At 46.0% G+C, this 25,360-nt stretch carries 31 protein-coding genes and 1 other annotated feature (1 of these 32 running past the window's edge); of the genes, 3 read left to right on the top strand and 28 right to left on the bottom strand.

Annotation, left to right across the window (positions count from 1 at the left end; all coding sequences use genetic code 11):
• Positions 1-122, bottom strand: a binding site (T-box leader) (it extends 122 nt beyond the left edge of the window).
• A gap of 71 nt (positions 123-193) precedes the next feature.
• The 17 genes from AC58QO_RS03135 to AC58QO_RS03055 all read right to left on the bottom strand — a co-directional run bounded on the left by AC58QO_RS03135 (position 194) and on the right by AC58QO_RS03055 (position 14,794).
• Complete coding sequence (locus AC58QO_RS03135) at positions 194-955, bottom strand: class I SAM-dependent DNA methyltransferase (RefSeq protein WP_497263843.1); 762 nt, start codon at positions 953-955, stop codon at positions 194-196.
• A 1-nt stretch (position 956) separates the two neighbouring features.
• Positions 957-1,853 carry a CvfB family protein gene (locus AC58QO_RS03130; RefSeq protein ID WP_497263842.1) on the bottom strand — a complete coding sequence of 299 codons (897 nt, stop codon included), beginning with the start codon at positions 1,851-1,853 and terminating at the stop codon, positions 957-959.
• Positions 1,850-2,197, bottom strand: a complete 348-nt coding sequence (rsfS, locus tag AC58QO_RS03125) for a ribosome silencing factor (RefSeq protein WP_497263841.1) — start codon at positions 2,195-2,197, stop codon at positions 1,850-1,852. The genes AC58QO_RS03130 and rsfS overlap by 4 nt, the downstream gene beginning before the upstream one ends.
• 19 nt (positions 2,198-2,216) lie before the next feature.
• Entirely contained in the window at positions 2,217-2,789 is a 573-nt protein-coding gene (gene yqeK / locus AC58QO_RS03120) for a bis(5'-nucleosyl)-tetraphosphatase (symmetrical) YqeK (RefSeq protein WP_497263840.1), read from the bottom strand.
• Positions 2,779-3,366, bottom strand: a complete 588-nt coding sequence (gene nadD / locus AC58QO_RS03115; protein WP_497263839.1) for a nicotinate-nucleotide adenylyltransferase — start codon at positions 3,364-3,366, stop codon at positions 2,779-2,781. The genes yqeK and nadD overlap by 11 nt, the downstream gene beginning before the upstream one ends.
• Before the next feature lie 12 nt (positions 3,367-3,378).
• Positions 3,379-3,672 carry a ribosome assembly RNA-binding protein YhbY gene (yhbY, locus tag AC58QO_RS03110; RefSeq protein ID WP_497263838.1) on the bottom strand — a complete coding sequence of 98 codons (294 nt, stop codon included), beginning with the start codon at positions 3,670-3,672 and terminating at the stop codon, positions 3,379-3,381.
• 20 nt (positions 3,673-3,692) lie between these two features.
• Entirely contained in the window at positions 3,693-4,553 is an 861-nt protein-coding gene (locus tag AC58QO_RS03105; RefSeq protein WP_497263837.1) for a shikimate dehydrogenase, read from the bottom strand.
• A 108-nt stretch (positions 4,554-4,661) separates the two neighbouring features.
• A complete protein-coding gene (gene yqeH, locus AC58QO_RS03100; protein ID WP_497263836.1) occupies positions 4,662-5,777 on the bottom strand; it encodes a ribosome biogenesis GTPase YqeH in 1,116 nt (371 codons plus the stop codon).
• An 8-nt stretch (positions 5,778-5,785) separates the two neighbouring features.
• Positions 5,786-6,280: a YqeG family HAD IIIA-type phosphatase gene (locus AC58QO_RS03095; protein ID WP_497263835.1), complete on the bottom strand. Its 495-nt coding sequence runs from the start codon at positions 6,278-6,280 to the stop codon at positions 5,786-5,788.
• Between the two features lie 91 nt (positions 6,281-6,371).
• A complete protein-coding gene (locus AC58QO_RS03090; RefSeq protein WP_497263834.1) occupies positions 6,372-7,148 on the bottom strand; it encodes an alpha/beta hydrolase in 777 nt (258 codons plus the stop codon).
• Positions 7,149-7,210: 62 nt separating this feature from the next.
• On the bottom strand, positions 7,211-9,442 hold the full coding sequence (locus tag AC58QO_RS03085) for a transglutaminase TgpA family protein (RefSeq protein WP_497263833.1): 2,232 nt from the start codon (positions 9,440-9,442) through the stop codon (positions 7,211-7,213).
• A complete protein-coding gene (locus AC58QO_RS03080; RefSeq protein ID WP_497263832.1) occupies positions 9,435-10,721 on the bottom strand; it encodes a DUF58 domain-containing protein in 1,287 nt (428 codons plus the stop codon). The genes AC58QO_RS03085 and AC58QO_RS03080 overlap by 8 nt, the downstream gene beginning before the upstream one ends.
• A gap of 4 nt (positions 10,722-10,725) precedes the next feature.
• Positions 10,726-11,685, bottom strand: coding sequence for an AAA family ATPase (locus AC58QO_RS03075; RefSeq protein ID WP_497263831.1), 960 nt, complete (start codon positions 11,683-11,685; stop codon positions 10,726-10,728).
• 382 nt (positions 11,686-12,067) lie between these two features.
• Positions 12,068-12,418: a stage V sporulation protein AE gene (spoVAE, locus tag AC58QO_RS03070; RefSeq protein ID WP_497263830.1), complete on the bottom strand. Its 351-nt coding sequence runs from the start codon at positions 12,416-12,418 to the stop codon at positions 12,068-12,070.
• Positions 12,415-13,434 carry a stage V sporulation protein AD gene (gene spoVAD, locus AC58QO_RS03065; RefSeq protein ID WP_497263829.1) on the bottom strand — a complete coding sequence of 340 codons (1,020 nt, stop codon included), beginning with the start codon at positions 13,432-13,434 and terminating at the stop codon, positions 12,415-12,417. Before spoVAD ends, spoVAE begins: the two co-directional genes overlap by 4 nt.
• 4 nt (positions 13,435-13,438) lie before the next feature.
• Complete coding sequence (gene spoVAC / locus AC58QO_RS03060; protein WP_497263828.1) at positions 13,439-13,909, bottom strand: stage V sporulation protein AC; 471 nt, start codon at positions 13,907-13,909, stop codon at positions 13,439-13,441.
• Between the two features lie 24 nt (positions 13,910-13,933).
• Entirely contained in the window at positions 13,934-14,794 is an 861-nt protein-coding gene (locus AC58QO_RS03055) for a DUF421 domain-containing protein (protein WP_497263827.1), read from the bottom strand.
• A gap of 195 nt (positions 14,795-14,989) precedes the next feature.
• On the opposite strand from AC58QO_RS03055, the gene AC58QO_RS03050 reads away from it, so the two are divergent.
• On the top strand, positions 14,990-15,196 hold the full coding sequence (locus tag AC58QO_RS03050; RefSeq protein WP_310226800.1) for a DUF1657 domain-containing protein: 207 nt from the start codon (positions 14,990-14,992) through the stop codon (positions 15,194-15,196).
• A 179-nt stretch (positions 15,197-15,375) separates the two neighbouring features.
• Here the strand turns inward: AC58QO_RS03050 and AC58QO_RS03045 are convergent, their stop codons facing one another.
• The 11 genes from AC58QO_RS03045 to AC58QO_RS02995 form a co-directional block, all read right to left on the bottom strand.
• Complete coding sequence (locus tag AC58QO_RS03045) at positions 15,376-15,516, bottom strand: N-acetylmuramoyl-L-alanine amidase (RefSeq protein ID WP_497263826.1); 141 nt, start codon at positions 15,514-15,516, stop codon at positions 15,376-15,378.
• A gap of 28 nt (positions 15,517-15,544) precedes the next feature.
• Positions 15,545-16,303 (bottom strand): C1 family peptidase, encoded by a 759-nt coding sequence (locus tag AC58QO_RS03040; protein WP_497263825.1) that lies wholly within the window; start codon positions 16,301-16,303, stop codon positions 15,545-15,547.
• Positions 16,304-16,422: 119 nt separating this feature from the next.
• Positions 16,423-17,151, bottom strand: a complete 729-nt coding sequence (locus tag AC58QO_RS03035) for a DUF6081 family protein (protein ID WP_497263824.1) — start codon at positions 17,149-17,151, stop codon at positions 16,423-16,425.
• 28 nt (positions 17,152-17,179) lie between these two features.
• Entirely contained in the window at positions 17,180-18,109 is a 930-nt protein-coding gene (locus tag AC58QO_RS03030; RefSeq protein WP_497263823.1) for a prenyltransferase, read from the bottom strand.
• 170 nt (positions 18,110-18,279) lie between these two features.
• Positions 18,280-18,606, bottom strand: a complete 327-nt coding sequence (locus AC58QO_RS03025) for an L-rhamnose mutarotase (protein ID WP_497263822.1) — start codon at positions 18,604-18,606, stop codon at positions 18,280-18,282.
• Between the two features lie 75 nt (positions 18,607-18,681).
• The gene (locus AC58QO_RS03020) at positions 18,682-19,329 is read right to left on the bottom strand and encodes a ThuA domain-containing protein (RefSeq protein WP_497263821.1); all 648 of its coding nucleotides are present in this window, start codon (positions 19,327-19,329) and stop codon (positions 18,682-18,684) included.
• Between the two features lie 26 nt (positions 19,330-19,355).
• The gene (locus AC58QO_RS03015; RefSeq protein ID WP_497263820.1) at positions 19,356-20,099 is read right to left on the bottom strand and encodes an SDR family NAD(P)-dependent oxidoreductase; all 744 of its coding nucleotides are present in this window, start codon (positions 20,097-20,099) and stop codon (positions 19,356-19,358) included.
• 129 nt (positions 20,100-20,228) lie between these two features.
• A complete protein-coding gene (locus AC58QO_RS03010) occupies positions 20,229-20,546 on the bottom strand; it encodes a cupin domain-containing protein (RefSeq protein WP_056609861.1) in 318 nt (105 codons plus the stop codon).
• Positions 20,547-20,675: 129 nt separating this feature from the next.
• Positions 20,676-22,181: an alpha-glucosidase/alpha-galactosidase gene (locus tag AC58QO_RS03005; protein ID WP_497263819.1), complete on the bottom strand. Its 1,506-nt coding sequence runs from the start codon at positions 22,179-22,181 to the stop codon at positions 20,676-20,678.
• Between the two features lie 107 nt (positions 22,182-22,288).
• A complete protein-coding gene (locus tag AC58QO_RS03000) occupies positions 22,289-23,200 on the bottom strand; it encodes an AraC family transcriptional regulator (RefSeq protein ID WP_497263818.1) in 912 nt (303 codons plus the stop codon).
• Between the two features lie 129 nt (positions 23,201-23,329).
• Positions 23,330-23,491, bottom strand: a complete 162-nt coding sequence (locus AC58QO_RS02995) for a hypothetical protein (RefSeq protein ID WP_497263817.1) — start codon at positions 23,489-23,491, stop codon at positions 23,330-23,332.
• A 207-nt stretch (positions 23,492-23,698) separates the two neighbouring features.
• On the opposite strand from AC58QO_RS02995, the gene kduI reads away from it, so the two are divergent.
• Entirely contained in the window at positions 23,699-24,532 is an 834-nt protein-coding gene (kduI, locus tag AC58QO_RS02990) for a 5-dehydro-4-deoxy-D-glucuronate isomerase (protein WP_497249956.1), read from the top strand.
• A 34-nt stretch (positions 24,533-24,566) separates the two neighbouring features.
• Complete coding sequence (locus AC58QO_RS02985; RefSeq protein WP_497263816.1) at positions 24,567-25,322, top strand: DeoR/GlpR family DNA-binding transcription regulator; 756 nt, start codon at positions 24,567-24,569, stop codon at positions 25,320-25,322.
• Positions 25,323-25,360 lie beyond the last annotated feature (38 nt).

Below are 25,360 nucleotides of genomic sequence, written 5' to 3'. Positions count from 1 at the left end.
TCAGGCGGTTCACCTTCTAGCTCCGAGGCGAGTTCTCAAGACTAACATCTGCCGGCTCACACCCTAGCTCCGACTCTCTGAAAGATGCTGTACAAGGTACTATTCCTCATCTAAGCTTTCCATACAACTGATTAGCTTTGATTATATGTAAAATAATGCCGAACTGTCAAGCCGAGGGCGAATCCCGTCAGTATTATTTTTTCGCAATAAAGAAAGCTCGCTCTGTCTGATCCGTAGGCTTCTCCCATGTAAAATCAGCCGCTTGTTGAATTTCGCTAAAACCAGCTTCTTTCAGCATTTGTGCAAGCCAAGGCAACGGATACGCCCGTTGTTCATGGGTTTCGTCGATACGTCTGAAAGTTTCGCTAGACCCGCTATTTTTGACAAAGATCGTTAAGTCATGCTCAATCTGCACACGTTCTTCATCCAATTCGCTGGTCCAAATGTAAGCCACATCGTCTTCATTCAAAAAGAACGGCTGTGACTCTGCATAAGCGAACAATTGCTGCGGGGTGTGAACATCAAACAGGAATAACCCACCAGGCTTGAGTCCCGCATAGGTTTGACGGAACGCATCCACGATGTCTTCTTCCTCCAGCAAGTAATTCAGGCTATCGCAAAAAGAAATCGCGACATCGACTTCCTCCCCAAGCTCCCATTCACGTAAATCCTGTTGAATCCAACGCACGGCTCCACCGCGGAGCTGACTTAACTGCTCACTTTGCTTCTGCTCAGCCACAGCCAGCATATCCTCCGAAAGATCGAGTCCCGTCACTTGGAAGCCTTCAGCCGCTAATGGAATGGACAAGTTGCCTGTTCCACAGCCTAAATCAACAAGCGTCGTTGGCTTGATTTGATAACGTTCGAAGCACTCCTTCACAAACCGCAGCCACGCTTCATAAGGCATACTTTTCATCAAGCGATCGTACGTATAGGCAAATTGTTCGTAACTCATCTCAGCCTTGCGTCTCCTCTTGTTTCAGATACGTCCAATCTGCTTCCTGATAGACGAGTCCATCCTTCATAAGCTTCCCTAATGCACGTTTGAAGGCTGCTTTACTAAGGCCGAACTTATCCTTAATCACATCCGCTTGCGTTTTATCTGAAAATGGCATCGCATTTCCAGGACGTCCGCGAAGTACTTCCAAGATGCTCTCTGCATCTTCATCGCGCCCTTTTTCCTTCGGCAGCCTCATGGATAAGTTAACTCGTCCATCCTCTTCACGCACGAATGCGATCCTAACATCGACTAGCTCACCCACACGAAGCAAGCGTGTCCGCTCTTGCGGGATGATCAGCCCGATGATGCCAAAACCAAGCACACCCGCTTCACAAATCACGAAAGTACCCATCTGAAGGGGACGATACACACGTGCTTTGACCCATTGGTTTGTCCAACTTGATGGCGCACGAACACATAGCGGAGCCAGGTCTTCTTCAAGCGCCAGCTTCGCAATTAATCGGCCTTGACGATCGTGTGCAAGCGTTGCAAACACTTTGTCCCCAACTTGAGGGCGAAGGTCCTCGAATTCAGGCACATTCCGATATGGTAAAAGCAGATGACGACCTAGCCCCATTTCTAGGAAATACCCAAATCGCGGATGAATATCAACAACCTCTAGAAGCCCCACGTGACCCATGGTCAGCAGAGGTTTCTTCATGGTCGCCATGATCCGATCCTGCGTATCGTGGAATAAGAATACTTCCACTTGGTCTCCCGGACTAATCCGGTTCCCTACAATTTCCGCATAAGGAAGCAAAAAATCCTGATATCCATCGCTCAGGAAAAAGCCGTTAGGTGGAACTTCCCTTGCTACCTCTAAGGTAACAAGGGATCCTGCTTCATTTCTCATACCCGCTCCACAACTTTGGCGTCAGACCAAAGTCTTTCGATATTATAGTATTCGCGGTCATCGCGGTGGAAAACGTGAAGAACAACGTCTCCTAAATCAAGCAGAACCCATCTAGCTGTATCAATACCTTCATAGCCTCTGATATGAACACCATGTTCGTGCGCTTTTTTACGAGCCTCGCCCGCAATCGCTTGAACTTGTGTTTCCGAATTCCCGTGACAAATAACGAAATAATCGGCGATTAAGGAAACGCCTTTCAAATTCAGGCTAACGATATCTGCCGCTTTTTTGTCTTCCGCTGCCTCAACAACGAATGCTAATACTTCTTCTGGGTTTTTACTCATGCAATCATCCTCCATGTCATTAGGTGTGTATTTGGATTTGTTCCAATAAATCGTTCCGTGTCAAAATTGTAAGTGGATAAATGCGCTTTCCCTTGGATAACAAGAAATGGATCGTAGAGTCAAAGCCGGCGATCAACGCGCGCTCTAGACTCGTCTTAGCGAGTTCACGAATAACCTCGACACCTGGGAAATCACGGCCTGGTTCCATATAATCCGCCAAACAAACGATTTTGTCGAGCAGCGTCATCTGTTCGCGTCCGGATGTATGGTAGCGGATCGCATCCAATATTTCCTCATCATCGATACCAAATTGCGTCTTCGCGATAAAAGCACCTGCATGTGAATGCCACAGCTCCTTATCGAAAGCCAGCAAGTCTTGCGGTAAATCGTTCTCACGAATAATCTTAGCTTGCTCCTGAATTGGCCAATACTTGCAATAGTCGTGCATAATCGCTGCGACATCCGCTTTGACCGCATCTCCGCCAAATCGTTCAGCCAGCATCACGCTCGTTTCCATCACACCAAGCGTGTGCTGCCAGCGCCGTTCAGGCATTTGCTCCTTCACCGCCGCCATAAGGTCTTCACGTTTCATATAAGCGATTCACCTCCATGAACTGCCCTACCTTATCTGGCACAAGATACCTAACGGGATCCTTAAGCTGTCTCATCGCCCGAATAGCTGTCGATGAAATCTCAACGAGCGGCATCGGTACTAGCTTCACGCGATTACGAATACGCTCGGGAAGCTGCGTCAGGTCCAGCTTATAGCCAGGTCTGGCTAATCCAATAAAATGAATATGCCGCACGATGTCATCGATGCGATGCCACTGCGGCAAATACTGGACCATATCGGCACCAATAATATAAGTGAACGCGATGTCCGGATATTGCGATTTCAACAGTTCGATCGTATCGATACTATAGGATACGCCGCCTTTGTTAATTTCGATATCGACAGGACGAAAAAAAGGATTGCCTTCCGCAGCAAGGCAAACCATCTCCCAACGCTGCTGGCTTGTTCCTTTTGGGGCATTAGGCTTATGCGGCGGGACGTTAGCAGGCATCAGCCATACTTCGTCCAAGCCCCCTTCTACCCTCGCACGTTCAGCTGCGATTAAATGACCGGTATGAATGGGATCGAATGTGCCTCCCATAATTCCGACAAGCATACATCCACCTCATTAGCGCGGCAGTTCAATCTTCTTATTGTCACGCGATTCTTTGTATAGCACGACGATCTTCCCGATAACCTGAACAAGCTCTGCGCCAGATTTCTCGGATAATTCAGCTCCAACCTCTTGGCGATCTTCACCACTGTTGTTGAGTACCGTGATTTTGATCAATTCACGAACTTCAATCGCTTCTTGGATGTGACGAATCAAATGCTCATTCACGCCACCTTTACCTACTTGAAAAATTGGATCTACATGGTGCGCCAATGAGCGCAAATATCTTTTCTGTTTGCCTGATAACATAGATGTCCCTCTATTCATTCTTATTCAGTTAACGACTGTTCTACCACCTGTCTCATCGCCTCAACCGGCGCAGTGGTACCCGTCCAATACTCGAAGGCATATGCGCCTTGATAAATAAACATGCCGAGCCCGCCATGAATGCGAGCTCCTATAGCTTCCGCTTCACGAAGAAATCTCGTGATGCGTGGATTGTAAATAAGATCACTTACTAGGTGGTGTGGTCGAAGCAAATGGAGCGGCAAAGGAAGCTCCTCCACATTCGGATGCATGCCAGCCGATGTGGTGTTGAGCACAAACTCAACATGATCTACCACGTTGTCAAGCTCATCCATCCCTAAACCAACAGTTTCGGTGAATGCGCCAATTGTAGCAGCTAGTTCCACGGCACGCGCCTTGGTACGATTCGCTATATAAATACAGCTCACGCCTTCTTTGGCTAAGGCATAGGCCACACCTCGTGCCGCGCCGCCAGCGCCGAGAAGAAGAACGCGTTTCCCTTTGAGCTCAATGCCTGTCTCTTCCTTCAAGGAACGCACATAACCAATCCCATCGGTGTTGAAGCCTTTGAGCTTGCCCTGTTCATTCACGATGGTATTGACTGCTCCAACGATCATAGCCCCTTCATCGATCTCATCGAGGTAGTTCATCACATCTACTTTATGTGGAATGGTCACATTCACTCCGCGGTATCCAAGAGCCCGAATTCCCCGAACAGCCTCTCCAAGCTCCTCAGGCTTCACATGAAAAGCAGCATAAACACCATTTATTCCCGCTTCCTGAAAAGCGCGATTCAGCATAATCGGAGAACGGGAATGCCGAATGGGATCCCCGAATACCCCATATAGTACCGTATGACTGTCGATTGTCCGAAGTTTCTCCATGATCTCCCCATGTCTCCCCGAAATAATCGGCTACGAAGTCTGTAAAGGACGACGCGTTTATCAGAAATATAGCCGATTAATAATGTGAAACTTATACTTTCTACTATTTTAAATTAATGACTCCCGCGTTATCACTTTAATCCCCTTTGGAGCATGAACAGCTAACTGTGCACCAGCTAGACTATTCACTTTAATCCAGCCTAAACCAGAGATCAGCACATCCATCTGTTTCCCCTTCGGAATGTGCAGCGGATGCTTAACCAGCTTCGGAAGCTCTTCAAGATCAGCTTGCGCCGGCGGCGTTAGTATGACACCTTTGTGTTCTTCATATAAGCTATCTGCTCGCTCCAGCTTCGTGCGATGAATTTGAATCGCATTCGATGTATAGCAAGTAAAGGATTGATGCTCACCTTGGATAAAGTCAAACCGAACGAGCGCGCCAAAGAATAATGTCTGTGCCTCATTAAGTTGAAATACCATCGGTTTGAGCGGTTTATCCGGCATTAGCGGTGTTAAATCACGCTTTTTCACGACTTCAGTCAGACGATGCTTGTACACAATCCCAGGCGTATCGATAATGAACTTGCCGTCATCGAGCGGGATTTTGACGAGATCGAGCGTAGTTCCCGGATACTGCGATGTCGTTAGTTCCGCTTCCAAATCACTGTAATCACTAATCAGGCGATTTATTAACGTCGATTTCCCCACGTTTGTTGCCCCAACTACATATACGTCCATGTTGCCGCGGTATTCCTGAACAGCCGTAATCACCCGATCAAACCCCATGTTCTTCTTCGCGCTGCACAGCACGATATCAACAACTTTGAGGTTTTCTTCCTTGACTCTGCGCTGTACCCAGTTGATGATCTTGTTCGCATTCGTCACTTTTGGCAGTAAGTCGATCTTGTTAACCACGAGCAGAACGGGATTATTGCCAATAAATCGGGCAAGCGAGCTAATCATACTGCCTTCAAAATCAAAAATATCCACGATTTTCACGACTAACGCCTTCGTTTGACCAACATGTCCTAATAATTTCAGGAAGTCGTCCTGTTGAAGGGTAATGCTCGAAGACTCATTATAATGCTTAATTCGATAACAGCGTTGGCAAATCAAAGGTTCCTTTTGCAAGGCAGCCTCTGGAATAAAGCCAAGCTTACTTTTGTCTTCATTTTGCAGCTGAATGCCGCAACCCGCACAATGTTGTATTGTTTCTGTACTCATGAAACCTCCTATTTCTTCATCCTTGCTACTGCCCATCTCTCAATAAGACGATTCACTCTTGTGAATAGGCCTTCATCTTTTCTGGAGATTGGTTGAACTAGGATCGTGTATAGCCCCATTCGATTGCCGCCAAGTACATCGGTCAGCATTTGATCCCCGATGACAGTCGTCTGTCGCGCATTCGTTCCAAGCAGCTTCATCGCTTTATGAAAGGAAGCATTCGTCGGTTTTTTGGCACGGTGAATAAACGGAATGCCCAGCGGCTTCGCAAATGTCGACACCCGGTTATGATGGTTATTCGACACAATGACAACTTTGAAGCCGATCTGCTGCAGATGATTCAGCCATTCTATTAGCTCAGGCGTCGCATGTGGATCACGTGCACCGACAAGTGTATTATCAAGATCCGTTATAATTCCGCGAATACCGAATCCCCACAGGTGATTGGCATCAATATCATAAATTGTATGAACAGACTGTCTGGGTACAAGCTTTTTCAGCAAACAAATTCCCTCCAACTGCTTCCTTGACATATACGTGAAACTATACCATAGTGCCTCGTTTGTTGCAAAAAGAAAAGAACATATTTTCCCACTAGCCTCTTGATGGCAATGGCAACCAGTCTAAAACGCTTTGAATTTTACGATCCCAGTAGCCCCAATCATGTGTGGCAGACTCTTCTTCATAGGTAATTTGCAACCCTTGTTTTCGACAATAATCACGGAACCGAATGTTATCTTCGTACAGGAAGTCTTCCGTGCCACAGCATTGATAGAGCTGCGGTCTTTCTTGTTTAGTAGCTGTAAGCTGGTCTGCGAGATAAAACAAATCATTCGGGCTGCCTTTTATCGTAGATACATCACCAAAAATCAATTGAAAGTCAGCTGGAAACGCAGTAGCTCTCTCAACGATATCAACAGCTCCTGACAAGCTTGCACCGGCTGCATATCGATCAGGTTGCGAGAGTGCTAGCTTCATCGCACCATATCCCCCCATTGAAAGACCGGCAACATAATTCAACTCTCGTTCATCCGATAACGGAAAGAAAGATCTCGCTAGCGCAGGCAATTCTTCACTAATAAACTCCCAATACTTTGGACCTGAGGCCATATCCGCATAAAAGCTGCGGTTCACCGCTGGCATAACAACGGCTATACCAAGCCCAGAAGCGTAACGCTCAATAGAGGTTCGACGCATCCAAATCGTATGGTCATCGGACAAGCCGTGTAATAAAAATAAGGTTGGGTGCTTTCCTCCATAAGCATGGGAAGCTAGTCCAATTTGGCTCTTGGCAACTTGAGGTAATATCACATGCATGGAAGCTGCAACACCAAGGGATTCGGAGTGAAAATGACAATCGATAAATGCCATAAAAAAAGATCTCCTCTCGTAGGAAGCCACCCTCCTTAGTTGGAGAGTGGCTTCGTTTTCTTTTATTTCATTTGTTCTTTGACACGAAGAATTAATTGGTTCGCTTGTTGGTATTCGACTTCAGACACGGCTAATTGACTGTATTTCGCACGTTCAAACAGTTCAATTAAAGAGTCCAACTCTTTCTTCAACCACTTACTCTGTGTTGACCATCTTGTTGTTGCTTCACGCACCGTTTCATATTCGTGTCTCGTGTATCCTTTTCGACGGCAGGCACGGAGCATTCTTTCAAATTCAACGATAATTTTTTGATTGAAATTCACGACTTGGAGCTGTTTCCTCCGAGCTCGCCAGTTCCGCCATGCTTCACTTCTCATAAGGAAGAATACAGCGACTGCAAGAAGAGCTGCGGCTGCTACACTGCTCAGTGTTAGCCAGAGCCATGTGAAGCTCGCCGCTTCTGTCGTTTCTTCTGGTAATGTGCTCGTATCGGTATCCGTTGATAAGTCTTCAACGACTGGTGCTGCTTCTGGGAAAACATTTGGCAGCGTAAAGCCCGAAGTTGGTTCAAAGGATATCCAGCCAAAGCCATCAAAGTATACTTCTACCCAAGAGTGAGCATCTGAGTTACGAACGGTATAGGCACCAGCACCATCCAAATCAATGCTGGCCCCTAACGCACCTAGGATCCCCTGCTCCCGAATCTCATCGGTGATCGATGAGGCTCCCGAGGAATACCCTTTTACCCAGCGCGTTGGCAATCCAATGGACCGTGTGAGCACAGCCATTGCTGTCGAATAGTAATCGCAATACCCTTGCTTCACTTCGAATAGGAAACGATCTACAAAGTCTTTGCTTTTCCCTTTCGTTTCGTCAGGCGTGTTCGTATAAGGAAAATTCTGGGACAAATACTTCTCGATCAGCTTCGCTTTATCGTAAGGATTCGTCGCTGTTTTGGTAATATCAAGAGCAAGCTGCTTTACTCGCTCAGGCAAATCAGCAGGTACTTGTAAGTACTCCGCCCATTCAGGCTTGCTTGAATAGTCCTGCTCGGTTTTCCGCAGTAAATCTTCCTCAAGAATCGGTTCTTGGACAACAACCGAGTAATCTTTGGGATAATTGCTTCGTCCTGTGAAGCGAAGTTCCGATTGTCGCGGAGACCAAATGATCCGTTGGAACGGGTTCTCACCCTTATTAATTTCTACAATTTTCTGAATGGCGTATCCACCGAATAATACCGGGAACACCTCTTCACGATCCATCACAACACTTTGGGTGACTTCCTGCGTTTTCAATAGCGATACGTTAAATCGTGGATCCAGCGGCAACGGATTCAAATTCACCCGATATACAGGCAGCCTCTTCTCCGTTGGCCCAAGCTCCCAACCTTTCCCGTTATACATGGATCTAGTTTCACCACGGAAATAAGTCCGTTTACTCGATTCAACCGTCATCACCGGTGTGTAATCGAACCGAAAGCCACCGCCCAGTCGGGTATCATCACGGCTATAGCCCGATGAAGCATCAGCCGTCGAAGTCGCAATACTAACCCCTTTGCCCAGTAACGGCACCGATTCTCCACGACTCACTTTCCAAGCTGTGTAAGGATCAGTCAGAATCGGATTTACCGTTGGGGCGAATATACCAGCCAAGGCAATCACGCCAACCAAAATGAGGATAGGAACGGTAAAAGAAGACGGATAATCGGAAATTGTCTCCCACACATCTGGCGCTTTTTTCTTCAGTTGTGAAAAATGTTTCACAATGAGCAGGAGAAATCCGCAAAGCAGGATCATCGCCACTTGAGGCCAAAGAAAAATCATACTGAATGAATCGCGTACGGCAAAGAATAAGATGCTGACAAAAATAAGCACGACTATCCGAAATTTGGATTGCACGGACCACATCGCGAACAAATAAATAATCCACGTGCCTAAACTAAACCAAATGTACGGCTCTAGCTGCCCCGCATTGAGGCCAATCCAGCGCAGCGCCTCTTTCCAGGTTGTAATATGAACAGGCTTGAATTCATACCCCATTCCCAAGCCATGAAACCAGATCATGAGTACGAACTGGAGAAACCCGCGCCAGCCTGTTGTAATTCTCGGAATACAATAAGTCGCCGCAATGAGGACTAGCGTCCATGTCACGAAGGAAACTGTCTCAGCAAGCCACAGGCCATCTTCCTTCATAATCCAAATTACAAACTGATAGAGGAAAATACCTATGAGAATCGCTGACACACGCAGCGCCCAATCCTTAAGAAGAAGTCTGCTCCACCATGTGTTAGGCATACCGTTTCGCCCCTCCCAGAAGGTTAGGCAAGTCTGTTAATTGACTTACCTCATACCCCATATAGCCTTGTGAGCGAATCGCTTTAATGTAATCCTCAGGCTTGGACATCGGTTCCACTCCCTGAGACCCAAATACTTGATCTGCCTGTGCATGAATCCAAATATGGCAGGGCTTCATTTGGAGAAGCGCCATTTGCTGAAACATTTGCAGCATGCTGCTTCCCTTTTGCGGAGATATGAGCACAATTAAGCTGCCTGCGGGCCAATCCTGCGAGCGTTCCTTCAAGATTTGGCTCAGAGATTGAAAACCATCCGCATCTACGCCAACAAGATGTTTAACAATTTCCTTATAATGATGCTGTGTGTGCTTCGGTTCAAAATAAGTGAACTCTTTGCCGATCGACAGCAAGCCCAGCGACATTTCACGTCCTGTTCCATAACGGAACAAGGATGCCGCAACTGACACGGCAAGTTCAAATTCAGCCTCATCTCGGTACGCACGTGCAGTTCGATCTAGTAAAACAATGGTTTTCGGCAAGGATTCACGTTCGAACTCCTTCGACTTCCACGTTCCTGTCTTCGCCGTAGCATTCCAGTGAATGCGAGAAAGACGATCACCATAAATGTACTCACGAACACCATTAATTTGCGTTGTTTCCCGATGTGCGCTAGTCGTCGTAGAGTTGTGCTGCATCCCTTTGAGCATTTGATGAAATTGCGCCCATTCACGGATTGTGACCGTTTGGGGATACACGGTAATTGGCTGTTGCAGATCCAAACGACTCTTATGTTGAAAGAAGCCGAAAATATCCTCCGTCAAGCACTCCGTCTCCCCGAAGCGGTAATAGCCTCTTCGAAGCGGCGGTGTGCTATAGGTGAAATCACCTCGACGCTTCCAATCTGGCACGATAGACCCTTCGAATACAGATTCATCACCATTTTGACGTATGAGCTGATCTTTGATCATCACGTATGGAACCGGCCAAAACCCTGGTATTTGCACACCGATCTGAATTTGCAGAGATTGACCTGCCTCGAGTTTAGCCTCTGAGCCTGTATTCGTAAGCTTGCGCGTCGCCTGCGCGCGTTTGATCCCGCTCCAATTCCCAGAAAGCAAATACACAGTTAGAAACGTCATCATAATAAACAACATGGAGGCCAGCTTTCCACCTTGAAAAAGCATGAAGAACAAGCTAGCCGCCAAACAAGTTAAAAGTAGCCATAATGCTGCCGGGAACCGGGGACGCTCCCCGAATCGTTTAAATACCGGTCGTTTCATAGGCTCACTTCTCCAATCTGACCGGAACCCGTACTTGCTCAAAAATCGTAGCTAGCACAGAAGCAATACTAATGCCATCCATACGAGCTTCCATTTGAAGGATCATACGGTGACCCAATACAAAAGGAGCTAAATATTTTATATCATCCGGGATGACATAATCACGACCATGTAAGAAGGCATACGCTTTGGAGGCTAATACTAGCGAGAGTGTAGCCCTCGGACTCGCTCCTAGGAAAACAGCGTGATGTTCTCTCGTCTTTCTCGAAATCGTTACTAAGTAATCTGCAACGGCCTCATCCATATGTACATGACGAACCTGCTCTTGGATCTCAAGCACTTGCTTGGTATCGATAATGGCATGCAAGGCTTCCATCGGATGAGCTTTACTTTGGGAGGCAATCATCATTTTCTCAGCAGCTTCACTTGGATAGCCTAAGCTCAGCTTGATCATAAAGCGATCTAGTTGGGCCTCTGGCAATGTATATGTCCCTTCAAAATCGATGGGATTCTGGGTCGCCAGCATCAGGAACGGAGCTGGAAGCTCATGTAAATCACCATCAACCGTAATATGCTGTTCTTCCATCGCTTCAAGTAGAGCAGATTGTGTTTTGGTCGTGGCCCGATTGATTTCATCCACAAGCAAAATATTCGTCATAATCGGCCCCGAACGGAATAGAAACTTCTCTTCTTTGGGGTGATATATAGATACGCCAGTGATATCCGTTGGCAACAAGTCCGGGTTACATTGAATACGGCGGAATTGCCCGTTTATAGATTTTGCTAGTGCTTTAATAAGCACCGTTTTGCCTGTTCCTGGAACATCCTCTAGTAGAACATGACCACCGGCCAACATTGCAGTAAGCAACAATTCAATTTCAGCGCTTTTGCCAAGAATACATGATTCTAAATTTGCTTTCAGCCTAGCTAGTACTTCTACATGATGCTGAGTGGCAGTTTCCATGTGTTGATCCTCCTTAGAGTTTTCGAAGAAAAGTTTCTTCGTAAGCGTGTATTAAGTATTGCAAGTATTCACGAAAAAACATGTATGCGTAACCATTGCCAATTTGGGATTAAATGCTTCATCTTCCGTTTGGCTCAGAAAATGAGAAAATTGTACTAAATCTAGTTTACAGGAAAGTATTTCGCCCGTATACTTGTAAATCCTCTAAAGTTATTTGTTAAAATTACCCACGCAAACGCTTGTACGATGGAATTCAACGGGTGGGTATGACAAATATGGTTTTACTGGTACAAATGCGTAGGGAAATTCCAGCTCAGGACATAGAAAAAAGACGCCAAGCGGCGTCTTTTTTTACACTTATGCTAACCTTCTCAAATCAACTTCACCCTTTGGGTTTCACAAGCAAAGCAGCCAGAAACGAGAATATAATCGCAGCCGACACACCCGCGCTGGTCACTTTAAAAATACCTGTAATGATGCCTATGTAGCCTTCCTTATGGAGCTCCTCCAATGCCCCGTGAACTAGGGCATTTCCGAAGCTCGTAATGGGCACAGTTGCACCTGCGCCTGCAAAGGCGATCAGCGGTTCATACAAATTGCAGCCATCGGCTATGGCACCAAGTACAACTAGCGTGCTCATCGTATGAGCTGGCGTTAATTTGCCAACGTCCATCATGAGCTGCCCAAGGACACAGATCGCCCCTCCAACAACAAAAGCCCAAAAAAAGCTCATACGTACAAACCTCCAGACTCTATGGAAACAGCATGTGCGATACAAGGAATACTCTCGCCTTGTTGGAATGTAAGAGGTGAAAGTAAAGCTCCAGTTGCGACAACGAGAATTCGCTTCAATTCCCCCTTGGCCATGCGCTTCAGCAAGTGCCCATAGGTAACCGTAGCTGAGCAGCCGCAGCCGCTGCCTCCCGCTTGTACCGTTTGCGTTTCACGATCAAAGATGATTAATCCGCAATCGTCATAAGTTGTCTGCTCGATCGGGAACTGGTGCTTGTGAAAGAGCTCACGAGCGATGCTTATCCCTACCGCGGCAAGGTCCCCTGTGACGATAAGATCGTAATAGGATGGATCGCGATTCAATTCGCGACAATGCGTTTGGATCGTATCCACAGCGGCCGGCGCCATAGCCGCACCCATATTAAACGGATCCGTGATTCCCATATCCACGATCCGACCGATTGTGGCTGCGGTGACGACAGGGCCGTCACCGGTTTTGCCGAGCACGGCGACCCCAGCGCCGGTGACTGTGTACTGCGCCGTCGGCGGCTTCTGAGAGCCATATTCCGTTGGATAACGGAACTGCTTCTCCGCCGTACAATTATGACTGCAGGTGCCGGCCATAACATAGTTGGCCGCGCCGGAATCAACCAGTTGAGCGGCTAGCGCGAGTCCCTCCATGGAGGTAGAACAAGCTCCAAATATACCAAGGTAAGGGATATTGAGCGTGCGGGCAGCGAAAGTGTTGGAGATGATCTGATTCATCAGATCACCTCCAACATAGAACTGGATCTGGTCGTCGGTTAGACCGGCTTTCGCCATCGCGTGATGCGCTGCCTCCTCCAGCAGCGCCTTTTCGGCTTTTTCCCACGTTTTTTGACCAAGTGTCAAATCACCATGAACGATATCAAAATCTTCACTAATAGGCCCCTTCCCTTCATCAGGACCTACAACCGTACCCGTTGAAAGAATCACGGGCCGATTTTCAAAAAGCCAGCTTTGGTGTCCCTTCAGCATATCGTCAGCCTCCCATGAAGATAAGATGTGCAATCCCAACAAAGAAGGCCGCAACTGTTCCGAAAACGATAACTGAACCTGCTAATTTAAACATATTACCGCCGACACCTAACACAAGACCTTCCGCCCGGTGCTCAATCGCCGCCGAACAAAGTGAATTCGCAAAGCCAGTAACGGGGACGGAGCTGCCTCCTCCTGCAAATTGTGCGATTTTGTCATAAATACCGAAGCTCGTTAAGATCACCGAGATAATAATCATCACGGCAACAGTTGGATTGCCCGCTGTCTTCTCCGTAAATCCAAAATAATTAATGAACATGTGCATGAAGCATTCACCGATCAAACAGATTGTCCCACCCACCAGAAAGGCTCTGCTGCAATTTTTGAGAACAGGTCTCTTGGGCTCTTGCTGCTTGGCTAATTTTTGGTACTCCTGCTGCGTCATCGTTAAGTTTTTCTTCTTGTTGTTAGGCATGACTTACTCCTATTCCCTCAAAACCTAAGCTCTGAGAATCGTATGTAGCTGCTGAATAATTTGGGTTAATTGAATGGAACATGCTTCATACATTTGTTTGGCTTCTATATTTTGTGTCGTGAGCGAGTATAACTCCATATCTGCTTCACATTTCTTTAAGTTCGCAAGCAGCGCAGGACGTTCGGATGGTGCAGGCACTTGAATTTTGTCATCAAAGAGGTCAACCATTAATTCTCCATGCGTGTCTACTTGACCGAGAAACACATTTTCTTTGGCAACACCCATCTTCTCAAGCTCCGTTTGCAGCCATCCTCTACTCTTACCAGCAGCAGCCAATGGCTCATTCTGAATCACACCATCCATCATGACAGCTTGCGTCGGCTTCTCTACAGGCAGCTTCATCCCGATATGTTTAGGTGTTAATGGTTGGTTCTCACTCTTCAGCAGAATGCTCAAGTCACCGCTTGATTCCAACATCGCGAATTCCACATCAGCCACCCGAAATACACCTTTGGTACGCAACTGTTCCAGCAATTCATCGCCTGTATAGCGTTCTTTTCTCAAATTCCCCTCAAGGATCTTTCCGTCCTGAATGAGCACCCTGCCATTACCTTCAAACCAGCCGCGAAGTGTCTTGCTCTTCAACGTCAGAATTTCCAACACTAACGGCACTAGAACCCACACTAAAATCGCAATAACCCCGTGAACGTAATTCGCTTCAACATCCGTCGATATATTCCCAGCGAGATCCCCAAGCGTAATTCCGATCACATATTCAAAAAAAGTGAGCTGAGATATTTGTTTTTTGCCTAGAATCCGCGTTAAAACAAAGAGAAACATTAAGGTACCTAATGCTCTAATAGCAATAAGTATCCAGTCTGGCACATCATTCCCCTCCTTCTCCAGCTTTCCATATCTTCATTATGTGCCGTTTGGGGACTAACTATTATTGCTCTAAATTGGACATATTTGGTAACATGAGCCGCACGCATTGCGGGCATATTAACAACCGCAAACAGGAGAGTGCATATGGATCACCTTTGTTCTCATCCATTATCACATTTGAGGAGTGTTTACAAAATGACAGTAGCAGCACAAGTTAAAACAACCTTAGCGTCCTTAAAAAGTGCTCAGGCCAGTCTCGAAACTTTTGCCCTTAGCACACAGAACCAAGAGGCTAAGCAATTATACGAGACAGCAGCCCAATCTACGCAGCAGATCGTTGATCAAGTCTCCTCACGCGTGCAGCAATTAGAAAATGAAGAACCGCAATACAAAGGGTTCTAAATAACAAACAGCCGCTGCGAGTGTTCGCAACGGCTGTTTTTCACTTTTTTATAAAAACAAACTAAGAAACAAGATTAGCAAAACATAAAGGATGAGAATAAGTAATTTAAGCTTTTCCTTTGGCATGAGAGCCGCCCCTCGTTTCGTTGAATTTCCTATGGAGGTTATTGTTCATATCATCATTCTAATGGCTGTCCAGACGCCTTCCTTATCTCATTCGCTAAACGATTAAATTCCTTCCTCGCTTCAGCATCTGAGGTTGCGAAATAGGCGGCGGATAAAAAAGCAATGATCTTGTTCGCGTCTTCTACACTTAACACCGCTGTATACCTCCTTCAAATATTCGATTTATTTGCCCGTCCAGTAATCAAAGGTCAGTGATCTATTTCTGAATAAGGAATAGGGAATATAGCAATAGCCTGCGTCACCCCACGCAGTTCCCCAAGAATTACGGGCGATGATGACACCCTTCCCCTTTACTTTACTATCCTTGTACCCAACCGCAAGTAAGGCATGACCGCCGAGCAGCTTCTCCTTTTTCCGATTCGGATAAGGAATATTCCCTGTTTTCGAAGCCGTCTTACTCTCAAAGGAGTCATAGATCCAAATGCCAAATACAACAGGTGATCCATCGGCTAGTGCCGCCTTAATGCCCGCTAGATCATGAATCCGATGATACCCATCAATCCGATAATATCTAGCAAGTGCCTCGGCTTCATGATTTGGCGTATTGCGAAAATTCGCAATCTCGTAAGGCCATACTTCCTCTGGACATACGCCCGTTTTCTGCAGTACTTTCAGCCCATCACGAATCGTAGCCCCTGCATCACGATTAACCGTATTCTCTAGATCCCGTTCATGCCAATAGTGAAAAAGGCGTGATAATCGCATTGGGTTCTCTTCTTCGGCTCGCAGCCAAAACTCACGAAGTCCGCTTACAATCGCATTCGAGGTGCACGAACCTAGTGACCCTTGGTTCACAACGGGAGAGAGCTTGCTGCGCAAATCGGTTTGGCCCGGCAATTGGGCTTCCCGAATATAATTGACACTCCTGTATGAGAAATCACGGAAATCGCGCGGGTCTTGTTTGACTGTATATTTCCGCATATCTGTACCTCCTAAGAAGCCTAATCGCTGAGTACTCCAGTGTATTCACCCATAGGCAGGAGCGTGCAAAAAAGAGCCCGACATCCATAAGGAAGTCCAAGCTCTTTCGTGTGTACGTTTTATTCGGTTACCGTAACGGTTACAGGCGACCATTCGCCAATAATCGTTTGACCATGCAAGGAGACACTACCTTGTGGCGTCAAATCTTTCTCCGTCATCATGCCTAGTGCAACTGTGAAGCGATTGAATTTGATCGGCACATTTTTTTCAACACGTACTTCTTCACCGTTCACATAGAAAATGACTTCATCATTCCCGCGGTGGTACGTAATTTTGTACGTGTTAAATTCGCGCGGCAGGAAATTCGTTTCCTCTTTGAAAATACAGAAGAAACGCGTCTTATCTGTCTCAGGCACTTGTACCCCCGGGAACGGAAGTACTGCGTAAACACTCGCATATTTATCATTGCCAGCAAAGAAATCCAGCGCTGCGCCAGTCGTAAAATCCAGCAAATTCAACGAAACGAATCCATCATATAAATCATTAGGGGCGGTGTTTTGTGTGCGTGCTCGGATTTGCAGCTCGAACGAAATTTCGCCTTCTTCAGGTACTTCAACATCCTTAGCCGAATAATACATATGCTTTGCGTTATCAAGGAATTGTACATAATCATTTTTGCGGCTTAGCGGCGCACGTGCATATAGAATCCCGTTTCGAACAATAATCGTCGCGTTCGGCTCTCTAAATTCCCAGAAAGAGCCGTCTGGCATCGGGAAGCCACCTATTTTCCAAACTTCACCTTCGGACAGAATCGTGTGAAAATCACCAATTGTAAATTGCTTGCTCATCTATATGACCTCGCTTCGTCTGTGAATTTTAAGATTGAATGATAGCTTGTACGACTAAGGCTAGCATCATAATCAAGCCGCCTCTTATTGTTGCTTTGAGGGAAGCCCCCATTAATGGCAGATAGGCCGGAGAAGGATTCTCTGACTTCAAATTACGATAGACTCGATAAAATGGAACGGCTGTTAGTAATGCAAGCAGGGCATAATAAGGGAACACGCCAATAAGTACACAAGCAATCAATGCTGCGTAAGACAGTACGAATAGGAATTTGGAGAAAACCAGTGCTCGCTTCTCGCCCCAAACCACAACTAACGTTCGCTTACCCGCGCTTTGATCAGCTTGCCAATGAAGGAAATGATGATTAAAGAGAATCAATGTCGTCAATAAACCAATGGGCAAAGATAGCAATATTGGGCGATAATCCACCTGCATGGTCTGCACATAATAACTGCCTAACGTAGGTAAAACACCGAAGGACAGCAGTATAGCAATCTCACTATAGCCTTTCCCACGGTAACCAAATTTAATAGGCGGCGCTACATAGAAATACGCGATTAAGGCGCCCAAGCCTCCAAACAAGAGTACGAGCCAACCACTACTAATACTTAGTATAAGTCCACAAATAAGAGCAACTGCAAACAGTGACCACGTTAAAAAACTAAACGTTCGCTCTGCTATAATTCCATTTGCTAGAAAACCTGAATTTGTTGAAATCGTAGAGGCCGTTTCCTTAGCTGCCGTATCGATGCCATTTCGAAAATCCCATAAGTCATTAATCATATTGGAGAATAAATGCGCTGCAATCGATCCTATGAAGGTCAGCACAAATAGCATTGGATGAAATGTATCGTTCCACACAATGGCTCCCAATCCACCTAATAGGACGGGAATGATCATGACTGGAATAACCCGAAATCGTGATGCTTTCATTAATAGCGTTAGGTTGAGGTTATTCATCTCTCACGTTCCTTTCAAAAATACTCTGCAACTCATACTATCCCAATCTTACTAGTACTTCAAGTGAGTTTCTATTCCCTCGGAACCACGGTCTACCAGCTCTGGTAAATTGTCGGAGAAATAAAAAAAAGGATACTAGAATGAACTCTAGTGATCCTTCATCTCTATTTCTATTTGAGATAAAATACTTCGCGCATCGGAGTAATCGGCACTGCTTCGCGGAAATCGAATGAACCTACGACCATTTTGGACGTAATGGCATTCCACCGATTACAAGCGTCGCTCTCAGCCAGATAAGCGAAAGCAGCATCTAAATCATCACACAAGAATACATAGAAGAATTGCGCACCATTTTGAAAAATGGAGTAATCCCGGATACCAGCTTTACTATGTTCTTCCATAATTTCAGGCCATGGAGCCAAATGCATCTCAACATACTCTTCTAGAACTTCCTCACGAATCGTCCATGTCCAAGCAAATTTCCCGCTATTTTGCATCAGGTTCTACCCTTCCTTTTTCCAAATGTTAGATTCCTAACTTCACTTTACTTTGTCACCAAATGGCCGTCAATGCTAATCTTCACACGTTAAACTCGTCAGCCAGCGCACACTATTCAAGACAAGTCTTCGATAAGCCTCAGATTGAAAAGACGGCGCATGATGTCCAGGCTGCAGATAAACAACCCTTCCAAGTCCATACCGATGTTCCCATGCTGCTGGGTACTGTATCCCTTCGTATTCGAACGCTAGAAACACATTTCTTGGTGTAATTGGATCAAAATCAAACATATAAGGCTCCTCATCCAGCTGAAAGTTGTCAACGCCTTCCAGAAGTGGATGCTCCTCTACCGTCCGAACATAGTGAAGTGATTGATACGGTGGATGACTTGTAAACTTAGCACCCATCATCTGTCTAAGCTCATAGCTGCGTTGAATGGAAATCCCATTGTGGATGACCAACAGACTTCCGCCGCCTGAAACGAACCTTAACAAACCTGCTGATTGCGCCGCCGTTAGATCTCGGTTCCAGCAGTCCGTGTAGGACAAGCAAAGTGAGAATTGGTCCTGTTCCAACGTTGCAAATGCTTGATAATCCTCAGTTGCTTCAAGTTGAAACTCCGCATGGAGAAAGGACTCCAGCTCCTGTCTCGCAGGCTCTAAGGGATGCCATGGCGCATCCGTCATATCCCCAATCAATCGAATCTTCGTTTTCTCACTCATCTGATCCCGTGCCTCCTCGCCACTTTTTACCAAGGTATTCGTTTACCGGTGTCTGCCTCCAAATAAATAGGCAACTCTTCGAGTTCATCCTTGTACTTGTCAATCTTATTCAGGATATGAGCTGCCGATTCCTCCGCTGTATAGGTGCCGGCATCGTTCCATGTACCGCTCATGTACGTTTTAACCCATCCCGGGTGAATGAGGAGAACTCGCCCGCCTTTGGCACGAATTTTGTTATGAATGATGGTAGAACCCATGTTCAGTGCGGCTTTGGCCATACAATAACCGAACCATGCTTCGCGGTGGCTATTCGCAATGCTTCCAGCCTCTGATGTGATCATGACAATCAGTTTTCCGCCTTGCATAATGGGTTCGATAAGCTTATTCGACATCCGAATGGCGCCAAGTGCAGATACATTATAAACACGCTGAATCTCGTCAAAATCAAGCTCATCTTCAACTGTTTTCATGGTGTCGCCAAGGATTGCCGCGTTGTTGATTAACAGATCCAGCTTATCTGTCTTGCTTCGGATGAACGCAGCACCTTCCTGCACACTTTCGTCCGAGCCGACGTCCAAGTGGAAAGCATGCATTTGACCAGGATACGACTCACTAAGCCGAGTCAGATCAACATTAGTCGTCTGAATGCCTCCTGCAAAAACAGTGAACCCCTCCCGCAATAAGAATTGCGTTAGCGCAAGTCCAATTCCCCGATCCGTCCCTGTAACACAAGCGGTTTTGCGGGGCTGATTGGATGCCATTTGTGTCATTTCGCTCACCCTTCCAAATTAACAATTCCGCGTCTAACAGACTGCTTAGTTTATAAATTAGATCTCGTGTAATCCCTATGTAATCGCAATCATTTCGGGTAAAGGAAAACCAGTTGCATGAGCAACTGGTTATCTTTTCACCAAATCTTCACGAATCGGTGTAAATACATCTAAAAGTGCAGAGTCTTCTAATGCTGTTACGCCATGCTTAGCTCCACTAGGTATGTAAACCGTTTGGCCTTGTTCGATTACAGTAACGACGCCATCGATTGTGAATTCGATTTTACCCTTCAAGCAATACGACATTTGCTCATGAACATGGCTGTGCTGATAACCAATGGCCCCAGGTTCAAAGTGAACCTCCATCATCATCAAACCTACCTCAGCTTTCAAAATACAGCGTGTTACTCCTGGTTCTGCTGCTTCCCATACGCCAATATTAGACATCTGACTTTCCCCTTTCGTCATTCAAACGCTTCCTGATAATGAAAAAGAAGGACCGCAAGCGGCCCTTCACTTACCCACTAATTATACTCGAATAGCACCCAAATGAACATACTTGAAAATAAATGAACCCTATGCGGATGTTGCTGCTCGGTCCTTCCCTTTATCAGCTTCCCCTGCGTTCTTGTTGGCCGCTTCGCGATCCTGCTGCATATCAGCGACCGTTTTCACTTTCACACGAGCAGCCCCTTCATAGTCACGCGTCGGAATGAGGTTCCCCGCTGCAAGACGCTTTTTAGCCTCAGCAATCGCCGCACCATATTGCGGCAGCCAAGCCTCTTGGGCGACCAACATTTCATCAACCATTTGCCAAATTTCCTTCGGATTGCAGACAGCTCCAACGAGAGGATCCATCATAAAGGCTTGCCGAAGCAGCTTATCATCCCCATGAACAGCCGCTTCTACCGCTAAGCGTTGAACGGAGATACTGACATTGCACACTGCCGCTGGCCCTAGAGGCAGATCACCAACATGCGGCATCGAGATGCCGTTGCGATCGACATAGCCTGGCGCTTCGATAATGGCATCCGCTGGCAGATTCGAGATCACACTTTGATTAACCAAGTTGAAATGCCCACGGTAGACGCGCCCTGTTTCCAGACCTTCAATGATATAAGAACCATGCTCTTCACTGCGCTTCTCACTCGCATAGACGAATGCCGGATCCTTCATCCAGTTTGGGAAATCCGTTTCAAACCATCGACGACCTTCCGTACAGACACGTAAGTATCCACCCGTTTCACCATTAATCCAAGATCCCATATCAATCCAATCCTGAATTTCACTAGCCCGTTTTCGATACCAAGGTACATATTCACTCAAATGTCCATTCGACTCCGTGCTATAGTAGCCAAAGCGGCGCAGCATATCAACGCGTACCTTCTCTGTTCGTGCATACTCGGCATGATTCTCAAATGCTTCTAACAGCCCTTCGGTCAAATCTTTCCCCTTATGAGAAGCTTGGATATACCATGTTTGATGATTAATTCCTGCACAAATAATGTCCACGTCTTTCTTATCCAACCCGTACACATTCGCAATTTGATGATGGCCATGCTGAACACCGTGACAGAGGCCTATCGTACGCACGCCGCCATACTTGTTGCAAGCCCATGTCAACATAGCCATGGGGTTCGCGTAATTTAACAGCGTGACATCCGGTGCTGCAACCTCGCGAATATCTTGACAAATGCGCAGCATTTCGGAGATGCCACGCTGTCCGTACATGATGCCGCCTGCACACAAGGTATCGCCAACGCATTGATCCACACCATATTTCAAAGGAATGTCGACATCCGTTGCGAAAGCTTCTAGCCCTCCAACACGAATGGTACACAAGACATATTTCGCACCTTCTAACGCTTCCCTGCGATCCGTCGTCGCTTGAATCTGAATCGCTAAGCCATTCTCATGAATATCTCGTTGGCATAGTTCCGTCACCATTTCTAAATTGTGTGGATTAATGTCTGTAAAAGCCACTTGAATGTTATGGAATTCTGGAACAGCTAGTAAATCTCGTAGAAGTCCACGTGTGAATCCGATACTTCCTGCGCCAATGAATGCTACCTTAAATGTCATAGATATCGCCCTCTCTATCACTTCGTCTATGTTTCACATTGTACCAAGCAAAAGAGAGAAAACGTTATCAAATTTCTAACTAGATCACCAGCCGTTTGTCAAAAATCCTAACTTCCTTCTGGATACATATACTTGCTCTTGTTCATCGATTTCCGATAATCCGTAGGCGTTAGTTGCGTATGCGCTTTGAACAACATGTGAAAATACTGCCTGCTGCCAACCCCGATATAATCCGAAATATCTGCAATCGCAATGTCTGTTTCGAGCAGCAGCATTTGTGCTTTTTCCATCCTGATTTCGGTTAAATACGCCATTAGGGTTTGCCCAGTCACCGTTTTGAAAATCCGCTGTAAATAGCCTGGATGTAAATTCACAGCCCCAGCAATATCCTTCACTTGGATCTCGCGATCGTAATTTTGATGCATGTAATCCATGCTTTGTTTCACATACCATTCACTCTGGACCAAACTGCTGCTCACGGTTTCACGGCGTAACCGAGCAATTCGGATCAACAGCTGGGCAATTAACAATTGAATCATCGTCTCACTTTTGTCTGCCGGCTTATCTAATTCTAGCACTAAGCTTTTCATCACATGATAGACTTCATCAGGATCGCGCAGCACTAAGTAGGACGTCTGAACCTCCAATAAAGAGGATAATTGCTTCTCATCCGCAGCTAGTTGTTGAATCGAGGGCATCACACCCTTATGCGCAGTAAAGCGGAACTCCACATTGAGCATGCGACAGGGTTCATCGTCTTCCACAAGCAGTCGATGGGCGATATTCGCATTCAACAGGATGAACTCTCCTTTTTTCAATCGCACCCTTTCGGTTCGTGTGCGAGACAGCTGGATCTCAACCTCACAATAACCTTGTATCGTATACATGATCTCTGCAGCATCATGGCGGTGAAAGGGCATATGAAAGCCTTGCCATTGTTTAAAATAATAAGCAACCACCTGCGGATAGCAGGGTGGATCCGTCCATAAAGTTGGAAACAGACTAGTCGTTTGAGGCATTGGGAGCTCCTTCCCATCCATTCTATGGTCATTGTACTCCGCTGCTGTTAAAAAGAAAATCCCTTCCTATGGAAGGGATTCGGCTGCTTCTAATTGTTGGTCTTTCTATAACTGTGAATCAACATTTTATTAGCGATCCGTGTGATCATTTTTCGATAATGGATGACTTATATTATCCATAATCTCCTCAACAGCCTCACTTAACATATCCGTTGGAGTTGTATCTTCTTCTTCCGGCAGGGTTGGAATGGTATCGTTGCATACACGATCAAAATAGTGACTTTTGTCCATTGGAATGCGCCTCCTATTACTTGCTTTCATATTAAACTTCACTCGTTTGTTTGTTTTGTACATATTCCGCTGACTTTATTCACAACTTCCCAAATTCCCGAAAAAAGCATACAAGATCTCCTTGCCTAAATCCTCAATATGAAGTAAATTAAACCTATATGAACGTATATCAACACAAATAAACCAACTCTAAGGAGAGATTACACGATGGAAATCCGTTATGCCTCACACCCGAACGAAGTTAAACAATTTGACACTGAACGCTTGCAAGCTGAGTTTCAAGTACAGTCCTTATTCTCTGAAAATCAAGTGACATTAGTTTACTCACACGTTGACCGCTTCATTATCGGTGGCGTACTGCCAACGACAGAAACGCTTCAATTAGAAGCTGATCGCAAAGAAATGGCAGCAGACTACTTCCTAGAGCGTCGTGAAATCGGCATCATCAACGTAGGCGCAAGAGGGACAATCACAGTTGATGGTACAGCCTACACAATGGATTCCAAAGATTGTATCTACATCGGTTTAGGTTCCAAAGAAATCACTTTCGCAAGTGATGATGCAGCTAACCCAGCTAAATTCTATTTCAACTCCACACCAGCTCACAAAACGTATCCAACCGTTAAAGTTGCGATTAGCGAAGCGACGCCTGCACACCTAGGCAGCATCAACACGTCCAATGAGCGTACGATCTATAAATACATCCACTTGGATGGTGTTCAAAGCTGTCAACTCGTTATGGGGATGACACTATTGAAGCCAGGCAACATGTGGAACACAATGCCAACTCATACGCACAACCGTCGTGCTGAAGTTTATTTCTATTTTGACATGCCAGAAGATGCAGTTGTCTTCCATATGATGGGTGAGCCGCAACAAACGCGTCACATTGTTATGCGCAATGAGCAAGCGGTCATTTCACCAAGCTGGTCCATTCATAGCGGTGTTGGCACGAACAACTATACATTCATTTGGGGTATGGCTGGCGAAAACCAAATGTTCAACGATATGGATGCTGTAGCCATGCAAGATCTCAAATAATCGGTAATCCCCTATATAGAACGGATGAAACCCGATGAATCCTTTACGTAGATATGAAACGATTATGGAAGTTCTTCTTGCTCAGAAAGAAGTAACCGTTAATGAGCTGAGCGAACGACTGGAAGTAACAGGAAAAACCATTCGCGAGGATTTAGCCAAGCTGGAGGAAAAGGGGCTGCTCATCCGCATTCATGGCGGTGCCATGCTAGCTCAAAGTGATCAGCTCGGCATCCTTTCCGCGAAGGAACCGAATATCAAGCATACTGACAAAAAATCGGAGATTGCGTCCCTCGCACTCCGATACATCCAGCCTCGCGATATCATCGCACTGGATGGCGGCTCTACAACGCTTGAAATCGCTAGGCGGCTGGACAATCAGCCGCTTACAGTTGTAACTAATGATCTCTACATCATTTCCGAGCTTGTCCATAAGGATGAAATTCGGCTTGTCGTGCCTGGCGGCTATCGATTGCGCAACATGCTTGCTGGCCCAGAAGCCGTCAACTATGTTCGAGATCTTAACATTCAGAAATCGTTTATTTCTGCCACCGGCGTGCATTTGCAGCATGGCTTTACGATTTATACGAATGATCTTGTTGAATATAAGCGTGCGTTGATAGGCTCTAGCGCAACCGTGTATGGGGTTATCGATCATTTCAAATTCGGGCAATGTGCGTTGCGAACCTTCGCATCCCTTTCCGAAGTGGCTATGATTTTAACCGATAGCGGGTTATCAGAAGAAACAGCTCGACAGTTCCGCGAAACAGGTATTCAAATTGAAACACTTTAAGTAAAAGCTGCACCACTGAAACCTATAATCTCTTTTTT

It is taken from the genome of Paenibacillus sp. J31R30, from assembly GCF_059692115.1.
The sequence above is the reverse complement of the archived record's forward strand: the minus strand, read 5'-3'. Positions and strand labels throughout refer to the sequence as shown.

What these genes read in the sequence shown, in the direction of transcription:
- AC58QO_RS03135 (WP_497263843.1), bottom strand. Translation starts at nt 955, where the DNA reads ATGAGTTACGAACAATTTGCCTATACGTACGATCGCTTGATGAAAAGT.
- AC58QO_RS03130 (WP_497263842.1), bottom strand. Translation starts at nt 1,853, where the DNA reads ATGAGAAATGAAGCAGGATCCCTTGTTACCTTAGAGGTAGCAAGGGAA.
- rsfS (WP_497263841.1), bottom strand. Translation starts at nt 2,197, where the DNA reads ATGAGTAAAAACCCAGAAGAAGTATTAGCATTCGTTGTTGAGGCAGCG.
- yqeK (WP_497263840.1), bottom strand. Translation starts at nt 2,789, where the DNA reads ATGAAACGTGAAGACCTTATGGCGGCGGTGAAGGAGCAAATGCCTGAA.
- nadD (WP_497263839.1), bottom strand. Translation starts at nt 3,366, where the DNA reads ATGCTTGTCGGAATTATGGGAGGCACATTCGATCCCATTCATACCGGT.
- yhbY (WP_497263838.1), bottom strand. Translation starts at nt 3,672, where the DNA reads ATGTTATCAGGCAAACAGAAAAGATATTTGCGCTCATTGGCGCACCAT.
- AC58QO_RS03105 (WP_497263837.1), bottom strand. Translation starts at nt 4,553, where the DNA reads ATGGAGAAACTTCGGACAATCGACAGTCATACGGTACTATATGGGGTA.
- yqeH (WP_497263836.1), bottom strand. Translation starts at nt 5,777, where the DNA reads ATGAGTACAGAAACAATACAACATTGTGCGGGTTGCGGCATTCAGCTG.
- AC58QO_RS03090 (WP_497263834.1), bottom strand. Translation starts at nt 7,148, where the DNA reads ATGGCATTTATCGATTGTCATTTTCACTCCGAATCCCTTGGTGTTGCA.
- AC58QO_RS03085 (WP_497263833.1), bottom strand. Translation starts at nt 9,442, where the DNA reads ATGCCTAACACATGGTGGAGCAGACTTCTTCTTAAGGATTGGGCGCTG.
- AC58QO_RS03080 (WP_497263832.1), bottom strand. Translation starts at nt 10,721, where the DNA reads ATGAAACGACCGGTATTTAAACGATTCGGGGAGCGTCCCCGGTTCCCG.
- AC58QO_RS03075 (WP_497263831.1), bottom strand. Translation starts at nt 11,685, where the DNA reads ATGGAAACTGCCACTCAGCATCATGTAGAAGTACTAGCTAGGCTGAAA.
- spoVAE (WP_497263830.1), bottom strand. Translation starts at nt 12,418, where the DNA reads ATGAGCTTTTTTTGGGCTTTTGTTGTTGGAGGGGCGATCTGTGTCCTT.
- spoVAD (WP_497263829.1), bottom strand. Translation starts at nt 13,434, where the DNA reads ATGCTGAAGGGACACCAAAGCTGGCTTTTTGAAAATCGGCCCGTGATT.
- spoVAC (WP_497263828.1), bottom strand. Translation starts at nt 13,909, where the DNA reads ATGCCTAACAACAAGAAGAAAAACTTAACGATGACGCAGCAGGAGTAC.
- AC58QO_RS03050 (WP_310226800.1), top strand. Translation starts at nt 14,990, where the DNA reads ATGACAGTAGCAGCACAAGTTAAAACAACCTTAGCGTCCTTAAAAAGT.
- AC58QO_RS03040 (WP_497263825.1), bottom strand. Translation starts at nt 16,303, where the DNA reads ATGCGGAAATATACAGTCAAACAAGACCCGCGCGATTTCCGTGATTTC.
- AC58QO_RS03035 (WP_497263824.1), bottom strand. Translation starts at nt 17,151, where the DNA reads ATGAGCAAGCAATTTACAATTGGTGATTTTCACACGATTCTGTCCGAA.
- AC58QO_RS03030 (WP_497263823.1), bottom strand. Translation starts at nt 18,109, where the DNA reads ATGAATAACCTCAACCTAACGCTATTAATGAAAGCATCACGATTTCGG.
- AC58QO_RS03025 (WP_497263822.1), bottom strand. Translation starts at nt 18,606, where the DNA reads ATGCAAAATAGCGGGAAATTTGCTTGGACATGGACGATTCGTGAGGAA.
- AC58QO_RS03020 (WP_497263821.1), bottom strand. Translation starts at nt 19,329, where the DNA reads ATGAGTGAGAAAACGAAGATTCGATTGATTGGGGATATGACGGATGCG.
- AC58QO_RS03015 (WP_497263820.1), bottom strand. Translation starts at nt 20,099, where the DNA reads ATGACACAAATGGCATCCAATCAGCCCCGCAAAACCGCTTGTGTTACA.
- AC58QO_RS03010 (WP_056609861.1), bottom strand. Translation starts at nt 20,546, where the DNA reads ATGTCTAATATTGGCGTATGGGAAGCAGCAGAACCAGGAGTAACACGC.
- AC58QO_RS03005 (WP_497263819.1), bottom strand. Translation starts at nt 22,181, where the DNA reads ATGACATTTAAGGTAGCATTCATTGGCGCAGGAAGTATCGGATTCACA.
- AC58QO_RS03000 (WP_497263818.1), bottom strand. Translation starts at nt 23,200, where the DNA reads ATGCCTCAAACGACTAGTCTGTTTCCAACTTTATGGACGGATCCACCC.
- AC58QO_RS02995 (WP_497263817.1), bottom strand. Translation starts at nt 23,491, where the DNA reads ATGGACAAAAGTCACTATTTTGATCGTGTATGCAACGATACCATTCCA.
- kduI (WP_497249956.1), top strand. Translation starts at nt 23,699, where the DNA reads ATGGAAATCCGTTATGCCTCACACCCGAACGAAGTTAAACAATTTGAC.
- AC58QO_RS02985 (WP_497263816.1), top strand. Translation starts at nt 24,567, where the DNA reads ATGAATCCTTTACGTAGATATGAAACGATTATGGAAGTTCTTCTTGCT.